The sequence below is a fragment of the Streptococcus infantis genome, from assembly GCF_047465035.1.
Lineage (GTDB): Bacteria > Bacillota > Bacilli > Lactobacillales > Streptococcaceae > Streptococcus > Streptococcus infantis_T.
Genome location: NZ_JASHAQ010000009.1, coordinates 38859 through 55477, shown reverse-complemented (window position 1 = coordinate 55477; position 16619 = coordinate 38859). Strand labels below are relative to the sequence as shown.

Annotated in this window: 12 protein-coding genes and 1 other annotated feature; all 12 genes read left to right on the top strand. The window is 37.9% G+C overall.

Annotation, left to right across the window (positions count from 1 at the left end; translation table 11 throughout):
* The first annotated feature begins 38 nt into the window (after positions 1 to 38).
* Positions 39 to 1766, top strand: coding sequence for a septation ring formation regulator EzrA (gene ezrA, locus QM406_RS05655; RefSeq protein ID WP_414273667.1), 1728 nt, complete (start codon positions 39 to 41; stop codon positions 1764 to 1766).
* 115 nt (positions 1767 to 1881) lie between these two features.
* Complete coding sequence (gene pgdA / locus QM406_RS05650; protein ID WP_414273666.1) at positions 1882 to 3273, top strand: peptidoglycan-N-acetylglucosamine deacetylase PgdA; 1392 nt, start codon at positions 1882 to 1884, stop codon at positions 3271 to 3273.
* An 87-nt stretch (positions 3274 to 3360) separates the two neighbouring features.
* Positions 3361 to 3491, top strand: a sequence feature (ribosomal protein L20 leader region).
* Positions 3492 to 3506: 15 nt separating this feature from the next.
* Positions 3507 to 4037, top strand: a complete 531-nt coding sequence (infC, locus tag QM406_RS05645; protein ID WP_000848177.1) for a translation initiation factor IF-3 — start codon at positions 3507 to 3509, stop codon at positions 4035 to 4037.
* A gap of 32 nt (positions 4038 to 4069) precedes the next feature.
* Positions 4070 to 4270, top strand: coding sequence for a 50S ribosomal protein L35 (gene rpmI / locus QM406_RS05640; RefSeq protein WP_001125942.1), 201 nt, complete (start codon positions 4070 to 4072; stop codon positions 4268 to 4270).
* Positions 4271 to 4320: 50 nt separating this feature from the next.
* Positions 4321 to 4680 carry a 50S ribosomal protein L20 gene (rplT, locus tag QM406_RS05635; protein ID WP_000124834.1) on the top strand — a complete coding sequence of 120 codons (360 nt, stop codon included), beginning with the start codon at positions 4321 to 4323 and terminating at the stop codon, positions 4678 to 4680.
* A gap of 173 nt (positions 4681 to 4853) precedes the next feature.
* The gene (locus QM406_RS05630) at positions 4854 to 6518 is read left to right on the top strand and encodes an Hsp70 family protein (protein ID WP_414273665.1); all 1665 of its coding nucleotides are present in this window, start codon (positions 4854 to 4856) and stop codon (positions 6516 to 6518) included.
* A 12-nt stretch (positions 6519 to 6530) separates the two neighbouring features.
* Positions 6531 to 9092, top strand: a complete 2562-nt coding sequence (locus tag QM406_RS05625; RefSeq protein WP_414273664.1) for a molecular chaperone DnaJ — start codon at positions 6531 to 6533, stop codon at positions 9090 to 9092.
* 90 nt (positions 9093 to 9182) lie between these two features.
* A complete protein-coding gene (locus QM406_RS05620; protein ID WP_000157160.1) occupies positions 9183 to 9569 on the top strand; it encodes a VOC family protein in 387 nt (128 codons plus the stop codon).
* Positions 9570 to 9647: 78 nt separating this feature from the next.
* The gene (locus QM406_RS05615) at positions 9648 to 10358 is read left to right on the top strand and encodes a B3/4 domain-containing protein (protein WP_414273663.1); all 711 of its coding nucleotides are present in this window, start codon (positions 9648 to 9650) and stop codon (positions 10356 to 10358) included.
* 117 nt (positions 10359 to 10475) lie between these two features.
* Positions 10476 to 13577: a DNA polymerase III subunit alpha gene (locus QM406_RS05610; protein ID WP_414273662.1), complete on the top strand. Its 3102-nt coding sequence runs from the start codon at positions 10476 to 10478 to the stop codon at positions 13575 to 13577.
* Positions 13578 to 13658: 81 nt separating this feature from the next.
* Positions 13659 to 14666 (top strand): 6-phosphofructokinase, encoded by a 1008-nt coding sequence (gene pfkA, locus QM406_RS05605; RefSeq protein ID WP_075231570.1) that lies wholly within the window; start codon positions 13659 to 13661, stop codon positions 14664 to 14666.
* Positions 14667 to 14732: 66 nt separating this feature from the next.
* The gene (gene pyk, locus QM406_RS05600) at positions 14733 to 16238 is read left to right on the top strand and encodes a pyruvate kinase (protein ID WP_014713116.1); all 1506 of its coding nucleotides are present in this window, start codon (positions 14733 to 14735) and stop codon (positions 16236 to 16238) included.
* Positions 16239 to 16619 lie beyond the last annotated feature (381 nt).

Genomic DNA, 16619 nt, shown 5'->3' with positions numbered 1-16619 from the left:
ATCATTACAATTGTTTCAAGTATAAAAAGGAGTTTGATATGTCTGATAATCTGTTGATTATTATTATGATTGTAATCGCGACTCTTCTGATCATTGCTTATGTTGTAGCGATTTTGTTACGCAAACGAAATGAAAAGAGGCTCGCAGTACTAGAAGGAAGAAAGGAAGAGTTGTATAACCTTCCAGTTAACGATGAAGTAGAAGCTGTTAAGAATATGCATCTGATTGGTCAAAGTCAGATTGCATTTAGAGAGTGGAATCAAAAATGGGTAGACCTATCCCTCAACTCATTTGCGGATATTGAGAATAATCTGTTTGAAGCAGAAGGGTACAATAATTCATTTCGCTTCTTGAAAGCTCAACACAAAATTGATCAAATTGAAAGCCAGATTACCCTTATCGAAGAAGATATTGCTTCCATTCGAAATGCTTTGGCAGATCTAGAAAAACAAGAATCAAAAAATAGTGGTCGTGTCTTGCATGCTTTAGATTTATTTGAAAGCCTGCAGAAAACAGTCGCAGAAGACTCTGAGAAATATGGTCAAGCACTTCCTGAAATTGAAAAACAATTGGAGAACATCCAATCAGAATTTTCTCAATTTGTGACGCTAAACTCTTCAGGAGATCCAGTTGAAGCAGCAGGAATTCTGGATAATGCTGAAAATCATATCCTCGCTTTGACGCATATCGTAGAGAGAATTCCAGCAATTGTTACTAAACTAACGACAGAACTCCCTGATCAACTTGAAGATCTAGAGGCTGGCTATCGTAAGTTGCTTGATGCCAACTATCACTTTGTAGAAACTGACATTGAATCACGTTTACAGTTATTGTATGAAGCTTTGAAAAATAACCAAGAAAATATTAAAAAATTGGAATTGGACAATGCTGAATATGAAAATAATCAGATTCAAGAAGAAATCAATGCTCTCTATAGTATTTTCACACGAGAGATTGCTTCTCAAAAGGTTGTTGAAAACTTGTTGTCAACACTTCCAACCTATCTTGACCACTTAAAAGACAATAATCAAGTCTTAGTGAAAGATATTGAACGCTTGAGCAAAACTTACTTGATGTCTGAGAGTGATGTCAATCACGTCCGTCGTCTTCAAGTGGATTTGGATTCCCTAGAAGTTACAGTTAGTGATTTGACTTCAGAACAAGAGGAATATTCAGAAGCTTACTCTGTATTGGAAGAACGTTTAGAAAATGTTCAAGCTACATTAAAAGAAATTGAAGATGATCAAGTTTCAGTGAGCGAACGTCTGGTGCAAATTGAAAAAGATGATGTTAATGCTCGTCAAAAGGCAAATGTTTACGTCAATCGCCTCCACACGATCAAGCGCTACATGGAAAAGAGAAATCTTCCAGGAATCCCACAGAGCTTCTTGAAATTGTTCTTTGCAGCTAGCCACAGTACCGAAGACTTGATGGCAGAGTTAGAACAGTCGCAAGTCAACATTGAGTCTGTCAACCGTATTTTAGAAATTGCAACTCACGATATGGAAATTCTGGAAACAGAAACATACAGCATCGTACAACATGCTACCTTGACTGAACAATTACTTCAATACTCTAACCGCTACAGATCATTTGATGAAGGGATTCAACAAGCCTTCCACGAATCTTTAGAAATCTTTGAAAATGCCTTTGATTATCAAGCATCTTTCGAAAAGATTTCCCAAGCTTTGGAAGTTGCTGAGCCAGGTGTAACAAACCGCTTCGTTTCTTCTTATGAAAAAACAAGAGAAACTATTCGTTTCTAAACAAAAGAAAGTCCTAGGGAGATCTAGGATTTTTCTTTTACCTTTCTTTTCCTAAAAAATGGACATTTTCCTATTTTTCATTGAAATTATAGTTTTGATTTGATATGATAAGACTATGACAAAAAAAAGAACAAGCCGTAAAGTAAACGACAAGAAGAAGAGAAATTTATGGATTATTGTGGGGCTTCTATTTTTCACAATCTTGGCATTAGGTGGAACCATCACTTATCAAGTTCTTACCAAGCAAGCTTTTGAGCAAAAAATTGAAGCACTGAAGAAAGAAAAAGATGATTCCTATTCACAAGGCAGTCAGAAAGATCATTTTCGTAAAGGGCAGGCAGAAATCATCACCTACTATCCTATGACGGGGGACAAGGTCATTACCTCTGTTCAGGAGATCATAGTAAAAGATATCACGGATAAGGTAGAAGATAAAGAACATTTGATTTTTTACTATTCTGAAAAAGATTCATCCTCTATCAAAGGTATTGAGAGTCACCTTATAAAAAAACAGGCCTATGACGTAAGTAATTCTAATGTTGTTGAATTGGAAAACACTTCATTGGAACAGCTTTACCTTAAAGAAGATGGTAGTCCTTTCACTCTTGATCAGCTATTTACAGATGCTAGCAAAGCCAAAGAAACATTTCTTGAGATTATCAAGTCAACGCTTCAAGATAAAAAGCTTGAACAAACACTTGTAGATCAAGTGATAGCCGATTTTTCAGCTACCGATTTATCATCTTGGAAGTTTGCTTACAAAGATAGTCAATTGGTTCTTTATCCAATCAAAGCAACCAATAATGTAGAAGAAATAGCTTTGCCTATTTCAGACTTCTTTGATGTTATCCAATCGTCCTATCTAACTGAAAAGGATGCAGAACTTTATAAGAAGGCTCAGGCTGAGAAAAATAAAAAAGTAGTAGCTCTTACCTTTGATGATGGACCAGATGGAAAGACAACTCCACAAGCTTTAGATATTTTAGCCAAGTATAAAATCAAAGCAACCTTCTTTGTTCAAGGAAAGAATATTGCAGGCAATGAGTCAATCCTTAAACGTATGCAGTCTGAAGGTCATGAAGTTGGAAACCATAGTTGGAATCACCCGGTTTTAACAAAACTGTCATTGGAAGATGCTAAGAAACAAATTACGGATACAGAAGATGCTATTACAAAAGTACTTGGGAAAAGCTCTAAATTGATGCGACCACCATACGGTGCAATCTCAGATGATATTCGCAATAGTCTTGATTTAAGCTTTATCATGTGGGATGTGGATAGTTTGGATTGGAAGAGTAAAAATGAAGCAGCAATTTTGACAGAAATTCAGCGCCAGGCAAGCAATGGATCTATCATTTTAATGCACGATATCCATCAGCCGTCAGTAAATTCGCTTCCAAAAGTAATTGAGTATTTACAGGAACAAGGCTATAGTTTCGTGACTGTATCAGAGCTACTGAATACTCGTTTGAAGCCACATGAGATTTATTATTCTCGTAATCAATAGATTGTAAGTCGGCAAAAGTAGAAAAAAATTAAAAAAAGATAGTTTTAATCTTGACAAGTAAGGGAAAACTTGATATCATATAAAAGTTGAGAAAAGCAGAAGTGAGAACTTCTCGCCTTGCGACTAACGTTGTCTGGCCCCTACGGATCAAGTTTCAGTAATGAAATACAATCATGTAGTGCGGGTTTGCGTTAGCAAGTCCGCTCTTGTTTTTCTCTAAATTAAAAAAAGAGGTGAAAACCATAGCAAAGCAAGACTTATTCATCAATGATGAAATTCGTGTACGCGAAGTTCGCTTAATCGGTCTTGAAGGTGAGCAATTGGGTATCAAACCACTAAGCGAAGCGCAAGCACTTGCGGACGAAGCTAATGTGGACTTGGTTCTCATTCAACCTCAAGCTAAACCTCCTGTTGCAAAAATTATGGACTACGGCAAGTTCAAATTTGAGTACCAGAAGAAACAAAAAGAGCAACGCAAGAAACAAAGCGTTGTGACCGTGAAAGAAGTTCGTTTGAGCCCAGTTATCGACAAGGGTGACTTCGAAACTAAACTTCGCAATGCTCGCAAGTTCCTTGAAAAAGGAAACAAAGTGAAGGTATCCATTCGCTTTAAGGGGCGTATGATCACCCATAAAGAGATTGGTGCAAAAGTTTTAGCCGAGTTCGCTGAAGCAACTCAAGATATTGCAATCATCGAACAACGTGCTAAAATGGATGGTCGCCAAATGTTCATGCAGTTGGCACCAGCAACTGACAAAAAATAATTGTCGGAAAGTCAAATAAAGGAGAAAAAATCATGCCAAAACAAAAAACACACCGCGCATCAGCTAAACGTTTCAAACGTACAGGTTCTGGTGGACTTAAACGTTTCCGTGCTTACACTTCTCACCGTTTCCACGGAAAAACTAAAAAACAACGTCGTCATCTTCGTAAAGCATCTATGGTGCATTCAGGAGATTTCAAACGTATCAAAGCAATGCTTACTCGCTTGAAATAATCGCGTATTTGTAAGTAAAGAATTCTAGGAAATATTTGGAGGAAATATAAATGGCACGTGTTAAAGGTGGCGTTGTATCACGCAAACGTCGTAAACGTATTCTTAAATTAGCTAAAGGTTACTATGGAGCTAAACACATCTTGTTCCGTACTGCAAAAGAACAAGTAATGAACTCTTACTACTATGCATACCGTGACCGTCGTCAAAAGAAACGTGACTTCCGCAAATTGTGGATCACACGTATCAATGCGGCAGCTCGTATGAACGGACTTTCATACTCACAATTGATGCATGGTTTGAAATTGGCTGAGATCGAAGTTAACCGTAAAATGCTTGCTGACTTGGCTGTTAACGATGCAGCAGCTTTCACAGCTCTTGCAGATGCAGCAAAAGCAAAACTTGGTAAATAATGTTTAAAAGTTTCATTCTGGCTCTTTTGGTTTTTAACCATTTGAGTTGGAATGAAACTTTTTCTTTTAAGGTTATACATTGGATTTGAATATAGGGGGCAATGTTTACTATTCAAAAGTAGGAGTATTCCTGTATAATAGAAATAACTAGTTAAAGATGGAGTTTAGATAAGATGATAGTAGGGATTGATTTAGGGACAACCAATTCTTTAGTTGGAGTCTATCAAGATGGTCAGGTTAAGCTGATACCAAATGCTTTTGGTGATTTTTTAACGCCATCTGTTGTTGCCTTAGATGATAATAATGAAGTGATAGTTGGAAAGGTAGCAAAGGAACGTTTGGTTACTCATCCAGACAAAACAGTTTCTCAATTTAAACGTTTTATGGGAACCAGCCATAAAATCTTATTGGGGAATAGCACTTACACGGCTGAAGAATTAAGCTCCTTTATTATTCGTAAGTTGGTAGATGATGCAGAGACTTTTCTTGGTGAAAAAGTTGATGAAGTTATTGTTAGTGTGCCAGCTTATTTTAACGATGCTCAACGTTATGCGACAAAACTAGCAGGAAAATTTGCAGGAGTTAAAATAGAGCGCATCATCAACGAACCTTCTGCAGCTGCTCTTGCTAAGAAATTAGAGAGTGAGATTGATGATGACTCTTTTATCGTGGTCGATTTTGGCGGTGGAACGCTGGATATCTCAGTAGTTGAGTTGTTTGACAACGTTGTTGAGATTGTGTCAATTGCAGGTGACAATCGCTTGGGCGGAGAGGACTTTACTGTCGCAATTGCTGAGGAATTCATGCATGTTAATCAATTAAAAAAGGAGTCTATTTCGAGAGAGTTCTATAGTAAAATCCTACTACAAGCTGAGAAAACAAAATTAGACTTAAATGAAAAAGAAGAAGTACGGATGTCCGTCTTTGACCATAATAAAGAATATCAGCTGGACTTAAGCTATCAACGTTTTTACGAACTTTGTCACCCCCTACTAGTGCGCATTAAGGCTGTTTTGGATCGAGCCTTGATGGATGCTCGCAATAGTCAGGTTTCATCTGATAATTTTGTTTTCGTTGGAGGTACTTCAAAATTAAGATTGGTGCAAGATTTCCTATCATTCTGTATCAATCAAGGGGTTGAAGTATCAGGGGACCCTGATAAAATGATTGCACGAGGATGTACCCTTCTTGCAGGAATCAAGGAGCGTCAGGGAGAAATACGTGACTTGTTACTGTCTGATATCTGCCCATTTACACTTGGCATTGAGATTGTTGGTGGTCATTTTTCACCGATTATAGAGCGTAATTCTACTTTACCTACTTCACGTGTTGAACAATATTACACATCAGAACTGGGACAAAGTCATGTGAAAGTACAGGTCTATCAAGGAGAGATGATGAAGGCATCTCAAAACTTGTTCCTGGGAGAACTTGATGTTCCAGTTCCTATCAATCATAAGGAACATGAAGGGCTCACTGTTCGTTTCACCTATGATCTGAATGGTATTTTAGATGTTGAAGTGAAGATAGATACAACACAGGAAGTTTTCAATCATGTCATCTTGCAAGAGAGTATTACTTTGACGGATCAAGAAATTAAGAAAAAACAAGACGCCTTGGCTCGTTATAAGATTAATGCTCAGGAAACAGAGGTCTATCGCTTCTTGATTGAGAAAGCCAACCGTCTCTACAGCATGATTTTAGGAGTAAAAAGGGAAGAACTGATGATAGCTACAAGGCAATTTGAGGAAGAAGTTAAACATTCCTCTATTCACCATCTTCCTAAAATCTATCAAGCCTTCTCTAGTTACTTGGAACTTCTAGAGAGAGGATTATAGGAAGGCACTGGTATGAATATTTGGAAAATTTTAGGGATAGAGCCAACTCAAGATGTCAAGGTTATCAGAAAACGCTATGCTGAACTGGTTCGATTATACCATCCAGAAGACCAACCGGAACTTTATCAAGAAATTGTTCAAGCTTACCAAGAAGCTTTAGCTTATGCACGATCTAGTAAAATTAGCCAAGAATCTGATACAAGAACTGGTTTCCAACAGCATCAATGGCAGAGACAAGAGAAGTCAAATGAAACAAGAGTGAATTCACCCAACTTTGATACTTTTGAATATGAAAATGGATCAAAGCAGGAGCAAGAAGAATTAAACTCGCTTGATTTTAGCGACTATAGAGATACTGCCTATTTAATTCGAACATCTATTGACAGTATATTAGGGAATGCTGACTATAGCTTTGAAGAACAAGAAGATCTGTGGCAGCAGTTCTTTTACCATTACCGCTATAGCATGAATATTGTAAAAGCGGTCCTCGAAGAAATGGATGTCTATATTTTCAATCGATATGAACATTTTGCTATCTTACTTCCTCTCCTAGAAGAATATATGATCGATTATCGAGACTGGGGCTACTATTATAAGCTCAAGTATTGGCAAAATCGAAGGGCTATTGCCAAAGAAAATGGCAGTCCTATGGAAACTGCAAAAAAGGAAACTGAGCAATTTTACGATTCTTATCTTTGGTGTCAAGATATTTTGAATGATTATCAAAAAGCAAATCAAATCAGAACTTGGATAGATTACTTTAAACACCCTTATGTTTCTGGCATGGTCCTCTTTCAAGTGAATCGAAAATGCCAAATAATCGAGAGTATTCCAGTTTTAGGCTACATTCTTGAGAAGATCAAGCAAAATTTAGATGAAGTGGATGAAGATTCCTACGAACAATTAGTAGCTTACATTGAGGTATTAAAAGAGGAATCGAATGAAAAGGTTGATTTACAACAATTCTCTCTCGATGATTCTGAAGAGGTTGAGCTAGCCTTTTATCATCTCCTCTATGCTTGCTATTCTGATGAATATAGCCTTTTACGAGATTGGCAATCTCTATTTGAGCAGGTAGAGGACAAATCAATATTGCTTGCTTTATTAGAAAAGATTGATGTCTATCCTCTAACAAATATTAAAGTTTTGTCTCTGATTCTTCCATTTGTAGAGAACTACAGTACTGAAAAAGATAGTTCCTATTTAAAGAAACTTCAATTCTGGAAAATTGTTCAATCTTATCCTTCTCTAGTAGAGGAATTTGAACTAAATAAAAAAGATAATTTTGAATACTGGTATCATGAGGGCTATCTACTTGTAGAAAGGATAACGAGTAGTGATGATCTCATCAATGACTGGGATAAGTGGAAGGAATATCTTAAAGCTAAACCTCGAATAATAACCGTCTTTTTAGAACAGTTATATAGGGAGTATCATCGATTCAAAGATGGACAACTCTTGAGGTATATTCTTGGAGTATTTCCTACGTCAAAAATATCCCCTCAGATCATGACAGAGGAAACCGATCAAAAACTAGAAGAGATGACTGCTTATGCCTACGAACTTTGTTATCCCAAGTCAATAGTGCCTTTTAAGATTTGGAAAAAGGGAATTTCTACAATAAACAAGCACCTTTTGGCTATCTTTGGGCTTTTGACTATTTTTAGTCTGATACAAAGTTTTAATGAAAAAGCTGGTTCTAATACCTGGGTCTATATGGGTATGCTATCACTTTTTTACTTCTTTTTATTGAAAAGGCAACAAAGAATTATCGAAGCAGGGTTGATTGCAAGATGGATAAAACCAAAATTGTACTACAACTTAACTTTGTGGGTTCTAGGAATTTTGTCCCTTATCTTTTTCCTCCCTTCATTACCTCTTGGATTAATCTCTGCTCTATCTTTCATTACTCTTTTTACTTTCATTGGTGATCTAAAAGTGGATAGTAAAATTATTTGGGATTATCCTGTCGATAAAATCCATTCTGTTGGTTTTTTGCTGACTACTGGGTTCATAATCAACTTAATATTGCATAACGAATTCGTTCTTGCTGTGCTGTTCCTGTATTTCTTTCTATTTATGATTGTTTTTTTCCTCTTCTTATATAAATTCATAGATTTCAGTGTGCCTGCTTCTGCGAAGGAAGTCGGTTTTAAGGAAGTTGGGATCCCTTGTTTTTTGAGTTTGCAATTGTTTCGTTTAGTACCATATTTTGAAAATCGAGTGAACTTGTTTAGTCCAATTATAATGAGTAAAGAAACATTTTCCTTAAGCTTATTACTATTTATAAATGCAATTGCCTTGTCTTACTTTACAAAAGAGAGGCGCTCGACTTTAGCTGTTAAAAAAATCTTTATGATTTATAGCTTACAACTCTTCATTTTCATAAGACGTTTTTATAGAATTTTCTTTGGGCCTGTGTTAGACTTACTTAGCAAACAGATTGAACCAGATATTCTTTTACAGAACAGTGAGTTTGCCTTCTTCTTTCTAGAAGTAGTCTTTATCCTCTTGTTGATACTGCTTGTAAGAAGTATTAGTAAGGAAAATGGTGAGGGTACTGACTGGAACTGAAACATCGAGTAAAGATCTATAGTTCAATTTCCTAGTAAATTTTCCTAAATAAGAGTATAATAGAACTATTAAAATGAAAGAGGTAATGAAATGGCTTCTAAAATGCTACATACTTGCTTGCGAGTAGAAAATCTTGAAAAATCAATTGCTTTTTATCAGGATGCTTTTGGTTTTAAGGAATTACGTCGTAGAGACTTTCCAGACTATGCTTTTACTATTGTTTATCTTGGACTTGAAGGTGATGATTATGAGTTGGAGTTGACTTACAACTATGATCACGGACCTTATGTTGTGGGTGACGGTTTTGCTCACATCGCCCTAAGTACACCTGACCTTGAGGCTCTTCATAAAGAACATAGCGACAAAGGCTACGAAGTAACGGCGCCTAATGGACTTCCAGGGACTCAACCAAACTATTACTTTATCAAAGATCCAGATGGATACAAGGTAGAAGTAATTCGTGAGAATTCATTATAGTTCATATCGAGTAGCTTGTATGCTACTCGTTTTTTAGAATTTGTGGTAGAATGAAAGAAAAAGACTGGAGACATGCTCATGAAAGTTTATGTAAAAGATGATTTTTGGCAACTATTTCCAGATGCCCAAATCTCTGTATTGGTGGCAAAAGGTCTCAACAATACTATTGATGAGAGTGACGATCCATATTTTAAAGCTTTATTAGAAGAAGGAACAAAAAAAGCTCAGACTTTTATAGCAGATGAAAATTTCACTCAGAATGAGGTGATTCAAGAATGGCGTCAGGCATTCACTAAATTCAAAACTAAAAAAAGTGCTCGTTCTTCTATCGAAGCTTTATTAAAGCGTGTGAGTCAAGGAAGAGAATTTAATCCAATAAATCCTTTGGTAGATATCTATAATAGCGTCTCACTTTCTTACGCAGTTCCTTGTGGGGGAGAGGATTTAGCTAAGATTGTTGGTGACTTATGTCTTGGGAGAGCTCAAGGGAATGAATCCTTCTTTCCACTAGGGGCTGAAAGTGATGCTCCTGCCTTAGCTGATGAAATGATTTATTTTGATGAACAAGGTGCGGTTTGTCGGTGTTTAAACTGGCGCGAAGCCCAAAGAACCATGTTAACAGAAGAAACCAAAGATGCTGTTTTAGTCATTGAAGCTATCAATGAAGAACAGGCATCAAGAGCTCGGGAAGCAATGCTAGAATTACATACTAAAATTGAGGAATATTTCGGTGTTAATGGCAAGATCAGTCACTTGACAGCTACAAATCCTATCTTGGAAATAGAATGATAAGTGAGAATCACAGTTAATTCAGCTGTGGTTCTTTTTTCTACAAGGGAAGAAAGAAATTGTTTTTCTATTTTCTAAAATGGTATAATATAAGAAGAAAAAGGGAGGTGATAGCGAGTGATTGCACAACTTGATACTAAAACGGTTTATAGTTTCATGGAGAGTATGATTTCCATTCAGAAGTATGTTGACCAAGGGAAAGCCTACGGCTACTCAGCACTTGGAATCATGGATGTTGACAATCTCTATGGAGCTTATTATTTTATCAAAGAGTGTCAAAAACAGGGGATTCAGCCCTTATTAGGTCTTGAGATGACCGTTCATCATAAGGAGGAACTCGTCAATCTCCGATTTTTAGCCTTGTCAAATCGTGGTTATCGAAATCTCATGAAGCTTTCGACTCTAAAAATGACAGGTAAAAAGGATTGGACCGATTTTTCTCCTTACCTTGAAGATGTTTGTGTTATTGTTCCCTATTATTCTGCAATTGATTCCTTGGACTTAGGGCATGACTATTATATCGGAGTATATCCAGATACACCTCAGTCGAATTTTTCTCACTCCATTCTCCCACTTTATCGTGTTAATTCCTTCGAATCTGAGGATTTAGAAACGCTTCAAATGCTCAAGGCGATTAAGGAAAATGTGACCTTGCGAGAGGTAGATGTTCAATCGCAACAAGGCTTGTTTTTACCTGCTGATCGCTTAGAGCAAGTATTTCAAGAAAAATTTCCGCAAGCCTTAGAAAATCTTTCTGAACTGATTGGAGCAACTACTTATGAGATTGATAGTAGTCTCAAGCTTCCACGTTTCAATCCAGAGCGTCCTGCTGTTGAAGAGTTGCGCGAAAGAGCTATTAAGGGCTTGGAACAGAAAGGCTTACTCGATTCAGTTTATCAGGCTCGTTTGGAAGAAGAACTATCTGTGATTCATGACATGGGATTCGATGACTATTTCTTGGTTGTTTGGGATCTCTTACGTTTCGGTCGTTCTCAAGGGTATTACATGGGAATGGGACGTGGTTCTGCAGTTGGAAGTTTAGTAGCCTACGCTCTAGATATTACAGGAATTGATCCTGTGTCTAAGAATCTCATCTTTGAGCGCTTTTTAAATCGTGAACGCTATACCATGCCTGATATCGATATTGATATTCCTGATATCTATCGTCCTGAATTTATCCGCTATGTTCGTGACCGTTATGGTAGTATTCACGCTGCTCAGATAGTCACCTACTCGACTTTTGGTGCCAAACAGGCTATCCGAGATGTTTTTAAACGGTATGGTGTTCCCGAGTACGAGTTGACATCCATAACCAAGAAAATTGGTTTCAAAGATACCTTGACAAGCGCCTATGAAGGCAATCTAGGATTTAGACAACTGATTCAAAGTAAGATTGAGTACCAAAAGGCTTTTGAAATTGCCAAAAAGATAGAAGGATATCCTCGACAGACATCTATCCACGCTGCTGGTGCCGTGATTAGTGATAAAAATCTAACGGACTATATTCCTCTTAAGTATGGTGAGGATATGCTCATTACCCAGTATGATGCTCATGGAGTCGAGGGAAATGGCTTGCTCAAGATGGATTTCTTGGGCTTAAGAAACCTAACTTTCGCTCAAAAAATGCAGGAGCTCTTATTTGAAACTCAAGGAATTCAGCTAAGGATTGAGAATATTGACCTTGAGGATAGGGAAACTTTAGCCCTCTTTGCAGCTGGGAAGACCAAGGGGATTTTTCAGTTTGAACAACCTGGAGCTATTCGCCTATTAAAGCGCGTGAAACCAGAAAGCTTTGAAGAAGTAGTGGCAACGACTTCCCTCAACAGACCCGGGGCGAGTGACTATATCGATAACTTTGTGGCTCGAAAACATGGTAAAGAAAAGGTAACGGTTCTGGACCCAGTTTTGGAAGATATTTTAGCTCCAACTTATGGCATTATGCTTTACCAAGAACAGGTGATGCAAGTAGCTCAGCGATATGCTGGTTTTAGCCTTGGGAAGGCCGACATTTTACGTCGTGCCATGGGGAAAAAGAACGCAGCTGAGATGCACCGAATGGAGGAAAGTTTCATCCAAGGAGCACTCGAAAAAGGTCATGGAAAAGAACAGGCTCAGCAGGTTTTTGCTGTCATGGAAAAATTTGCTGGTTATGGTTTCAACCGATCGCACGCTTATGCTTATGCGGCTTTAGCCTTTCAACTTGCTTACTTTAAGACACATTACCCAGAAATCTTTTATCAAGTCATGCTCAACTATGCCAGTGGAGCTTATATTCTCGATGCGCTTGAAATGGGCTTTGAACTGACACCACTCTCTATCAATACAATCCCATATCAGGATAAATTAACAGAGAAGACTATTTATTTGGGACTTAAGAGTATCAAGGGGATGCCTCGAGATTTTGCCTATTGGATTTTAGAGAATCGTCCTTTTAGTAGTGTCGAAGATTTTGTCACTCGCTTGCCTAAAAATTATCAGAAGTTGAGTCTCTTAACTCCCCTAGTCGAGATTGGTTTATTCGATAGTTTTGAAAAAAATCGCCAAAAAATCTTATCTAATTTACCTACTTTGTTTATTTTTGTGGAAGAATTGGGTAGTTTGTTTGCAGATAATAGCTACAATTGGCTTGAGAGTGAGGATTTTACGCAAGTCGAGAAGTTTCGTAAGGAACAGGAGTGGCTTGGAGTCGGTATCAGTCCGCATCCCTTACTGATTTTAGCAAAGAATTCCCTCTATCCAATTGTGAGTTTGTCTGAACTATCTGAAGGACAGACAGCTACAGTACTCGTTGAGCTACAGTCTATCCGAGTAATCAGAACTAAAAAAGGTGAAAATATGGCCTTTTTGAAAGTTAGTGATAGCAAATCAAATTTGGAAGTTACTGTTTTTTCTGATCAGTATCGCCAATTTAAAAATCTCCTACATGAAGGAAGATTTTACTACCTAAATGGAAAAGTGCAGGCAAGAGACGGTCGCCTTCAGTTAGTGTTAAATAATCTAAAAGAAGCAGTGAGTGAACGATTTTGGATTCAGGCTGCTGATCATGAACATGATTCTGAAATTTATCATATTTTAGAACAATACAAGGGACAAATTCCAGTCATTATACGCTACGAAAATGAACAAAAAAATGTTCTTTTGCCGGGCTATTTTGTTGCAAAAGATGTTAGTTTGCAGGAATCTTTGAGTCAAATAACTATGAAAACGATTTATCGTTAAAAATCAATGAAAATAAAAGAATTTTAACTTTAATTATGGTATAATCAGTTAGAATGTTAAAAGAAAAAGGAGCAAAACCAAATGAAACGTATTGCTGTTTTGACTAGTGGTGGAGACGCCCCTGGTATGAATGCTGCCATTCGTGCAGTTGTTCGTCAAGCAATCTCAGAAGGAATGGAAGTTTTTGGTATCTATGATGGATACGCTGGTATGGTTGCCGGTGAAATTTATCCACTTGATGCTGCTTCAGTAGGAGACATCATTTCACGTGGTGGTACTTTCCTTCACTCTGCTCGTTACCCTGAGTTTGCAAAACTCGAAGGTCAACTTAAAGGGATTGAGCAGTTGAAAAAACACGGTATCGAAGGTGTCGTGGTTATCGGTGGTGACGGTTCTTATCACGGAGCTATGCGCTTGACTGAGCATGGATTCCCTGCTATTGGACTTCCAGGAACAATCGATAACGATATCGTAGGTACTGATTTCACAATCGGATTTGATACTGCAGTTACGACTGCAATGGATGCCATTGATAAGATTCGTGATACATCATCAAGTCACCGTCGTACTTTCGTAGTTGAAGTAATGGGACGTAATGCCGGAGATATCGCTCTTTGGGCAGGTATCGCTACTGGTGCTGATGAAATTATTATCCCTGAAGAAGGCTTCAAGATGGAAGACATCGTAGCAAGTATCAAGGCTGGATATGAACATGGTAAGAAGCACAACATTATCGTTTTGGCAGAAGGTGTTATGTCAGCGGCAGAATTTGGTCAAAAACTAAAAGAAGCTGGAGATACAAGCGATCTTCGTGTAACTGAACTTGGTCACATCCAACGTGGTGGATCACCAACTGCTCGTGACCGTGTATTGGCGTCACGCATGGGTGCACATGCTGTTAAACTCCTTAAACAAGGAATCGGTGGTGTCGCTGTTGGTATTCGCAATGAGAAAATGGTTGAAAATCCAATTCTTGGAACTGCAGAAGAAGGAGCTTTATTTAGCCTAACAGCTGATGGTAAGATCGTTGTTAACAACCCTCACAAAGCTGATATTGAACTTTCTGCTTTAAACAAGAGCTTGTCTTAATCAACTTTAACTAAACTGGTAAAATGACCAAAAAAGGTCGAATTATATAAAGGAGTCACAAAAATCATGAACAAACGTGTAAAAATCGTTGCAACTTTGGGTCCTGCGGTAGAAATCCGCGGTGGTAAAAAATTTGGTGATGACGGATACTGGGGTGAAAAACTTGACGTTGAAGCTTCAGCTAAAAACATTGCTCAATTGATTGAAGCAGGAGCTAACACTTTCCGTTTCAACTTCTCACATGGTGACCACCAAGAACAAGGTGACCGTATGGCAACTGTTAAACTTGCAGAAAAACTTGCAGGTAAAAAAGTTGGTTTCCTTCTTGATACTAAAGGACCAGAAATCCGTACTGAATTGTTCGAAGGTGAAGCTAAAGAGTACTCATACAAAACTGGTGAAAAAATCCGTGTTGCAACTAAACAAGGTATCAAATCAACTCGTGAAGTGATTGCTTTGAACGTTGCTGGAGCTCTTGACATCTATGATGACGTTGAAGTTGGTCGCCAAGTATTGGTTGACGATGGTAAACTTGGTCTTCGTGTTGTAGAAAAAGACGATGCAACTCGTGAATTTGTCGTTGAAGTTGAAAACGACGGTGTTATCGCTAAACAAAAAGGTGTAAACATCCCTAACACTAAAATTCCTTTCCCAGCTCTTGCTGAACGTGATAACGCTGATATCCGCTTCGGTCTTGAACAAGGTATCAACTTTATCGCGATCTCATTCGTACGTACTGCAAAAGACGTGAACGAAGTTCGTGCAATCTGTGAAGAAACTGGTAACGGTCACGTTCAATTGTTCGCTAAAATCGAAAACCAACAAGGTATCGATAACTTGGATGAAATCATTGAAGCTGCTGACGGTATCATGATCGCTCGTGGTGACATGGGTATCGAAGTACCATTTGAAATGGTTCCAGTTTACCAAAAAATGATCATTACTAAAGTGAATGCTGCTGGTAAAGTTGTTATCACTGCAACAAACATGCTTGAAACAATGACTGAAAAACCACGTGCAACTCGTTCAGAAGTATCAGACGTATTTAACGCTGTTATCGACGGAACTGACGCAACAATGCTTTCAGGTGAGTCAGCGAATGGTAAATACCCACTTGAGTCTGTTCGTACAATGGCAACTATCGATAAGAATGCTCAAACTCTTCTTAACGAATACGGACGTTTGAACTCAGATTCATTTGAACGTAACTCTAAGACAGAAGTTATGGCTTCAGCAGTTAAAGATGCTACAAATTCAATGGACATTAAATTGGTTGTAACTCTTACTAAGACTGGTCACACAGCACGTTTGATCTCTAAATACCGTCCAAATGCTGATATCTTGGCATTGACATTCGACGAATTGACAGAACGTGGATTGATGTTGAACTGGGGTGTTATCCCAATGTTGACAGAAGCTCCATCATCAACTGATGACATGTTCGAAATTGCTGAACGTAAAGCAGTTGAAGCAGGTCTTGTACAATCTGGTGACGATATCGTTATCGTTGCAGGTGTGCCACTTGGTGAAGCAGTTCGTACTAACACAATGCGTATCCGCACTGTACGTTAATCTAACATTAAAAAGCCTATCATATCAAGCTTTCTAGCTTGTGTGATAGGTCTTTTTTTGTGGCGAGGGGCAAAAATATCATTTTCCTTTCAATGCTAAGGTATATAATACAGCTTACCCTGTAACTTTTGCTGTAATTATAGATTGCAATGGTCATTTTTCTATATTTATGACTAAACCTAGCTAGGATTTTTTGGATAATAAGTCTATAAATGTATGATTGAGGCTTGAGCTTATTACTGTTTGTGCAGAAAGGATTGCTAAAAGATAGGGTTTAGTAGTGTTTAGGAAAATAAAAAAGCTCTCTGGAAAAACCAGAAAGCCTGAGAGGCATCTCCATGTGAGAAATCGGTTCACACAATTTCTCAAGGTCCGCTCCTG

Coding starts and splice junctions, on each gene's coding strand:
- ezrA (WP_414273667.1), top strand. CDS start 39: ATGTCTGATAATCTGTTGATTATTATTATGATTGTAATCGCGACTCTT.
- pgdA (WP_414273666.1), top strand. CDS start 1,882: ATGACAAAAAAAAGAACAAGCCGTAAAGTAAACGACAAGAAGAAGAGA.
- QM406_RS05630 (WP_414273665.1), top strand. CDS start 4,854: ATGATAGTAGGGATTGATTTAGGGACAACCAATTCTTTAGTTGGAGTC.
- rpmI (WP_001125942.1), top strand. CDS start 4,070: ATGCCAAAACAAAAAACACACCGCGCATCAGCTAAACGTTTCAAACGT.
- rplT (WP_000124834.1), top strand. CDS start 4,321: ATGGCACGTGTTAAAGGTGGCGTTGTATCACGCAAACGTCGTAAACGT.
- pyk (WP_014713116.1), top strand. CDS start 14,733: ATGAACAAACGTGTAAAAATCGTTGCAACTTTGGGTCCTGCGGTAGAA.
- QM406_RS05620 (WP_000157160.1), top strand. CDS start 9,183: ATGGCTTCTAAAATGCTACATACTTGCTTGCGAGTAGAAAATCTTGAA.
- QM406_RS05615 (WP_414273663.1), top strand. CDS start 9,648: ATGAAAGTTTATGTAAAAGATGATTTTTGGCAACTATTTCCAGATGCC.
- QM406_RS05625 (WP_414273664.1), top strand. CDS start 6,531: ATGAATATTTGGAAAATTTTAGGGATAGAGCCAACTCAAGATGTCAAG.
- pfkA (WP_075231570.1), top strand. CDS start 13,659: ATGAAACGTATTGCTGTTTTGACTAGTGGTGGAGACGCCCCTGGTATG.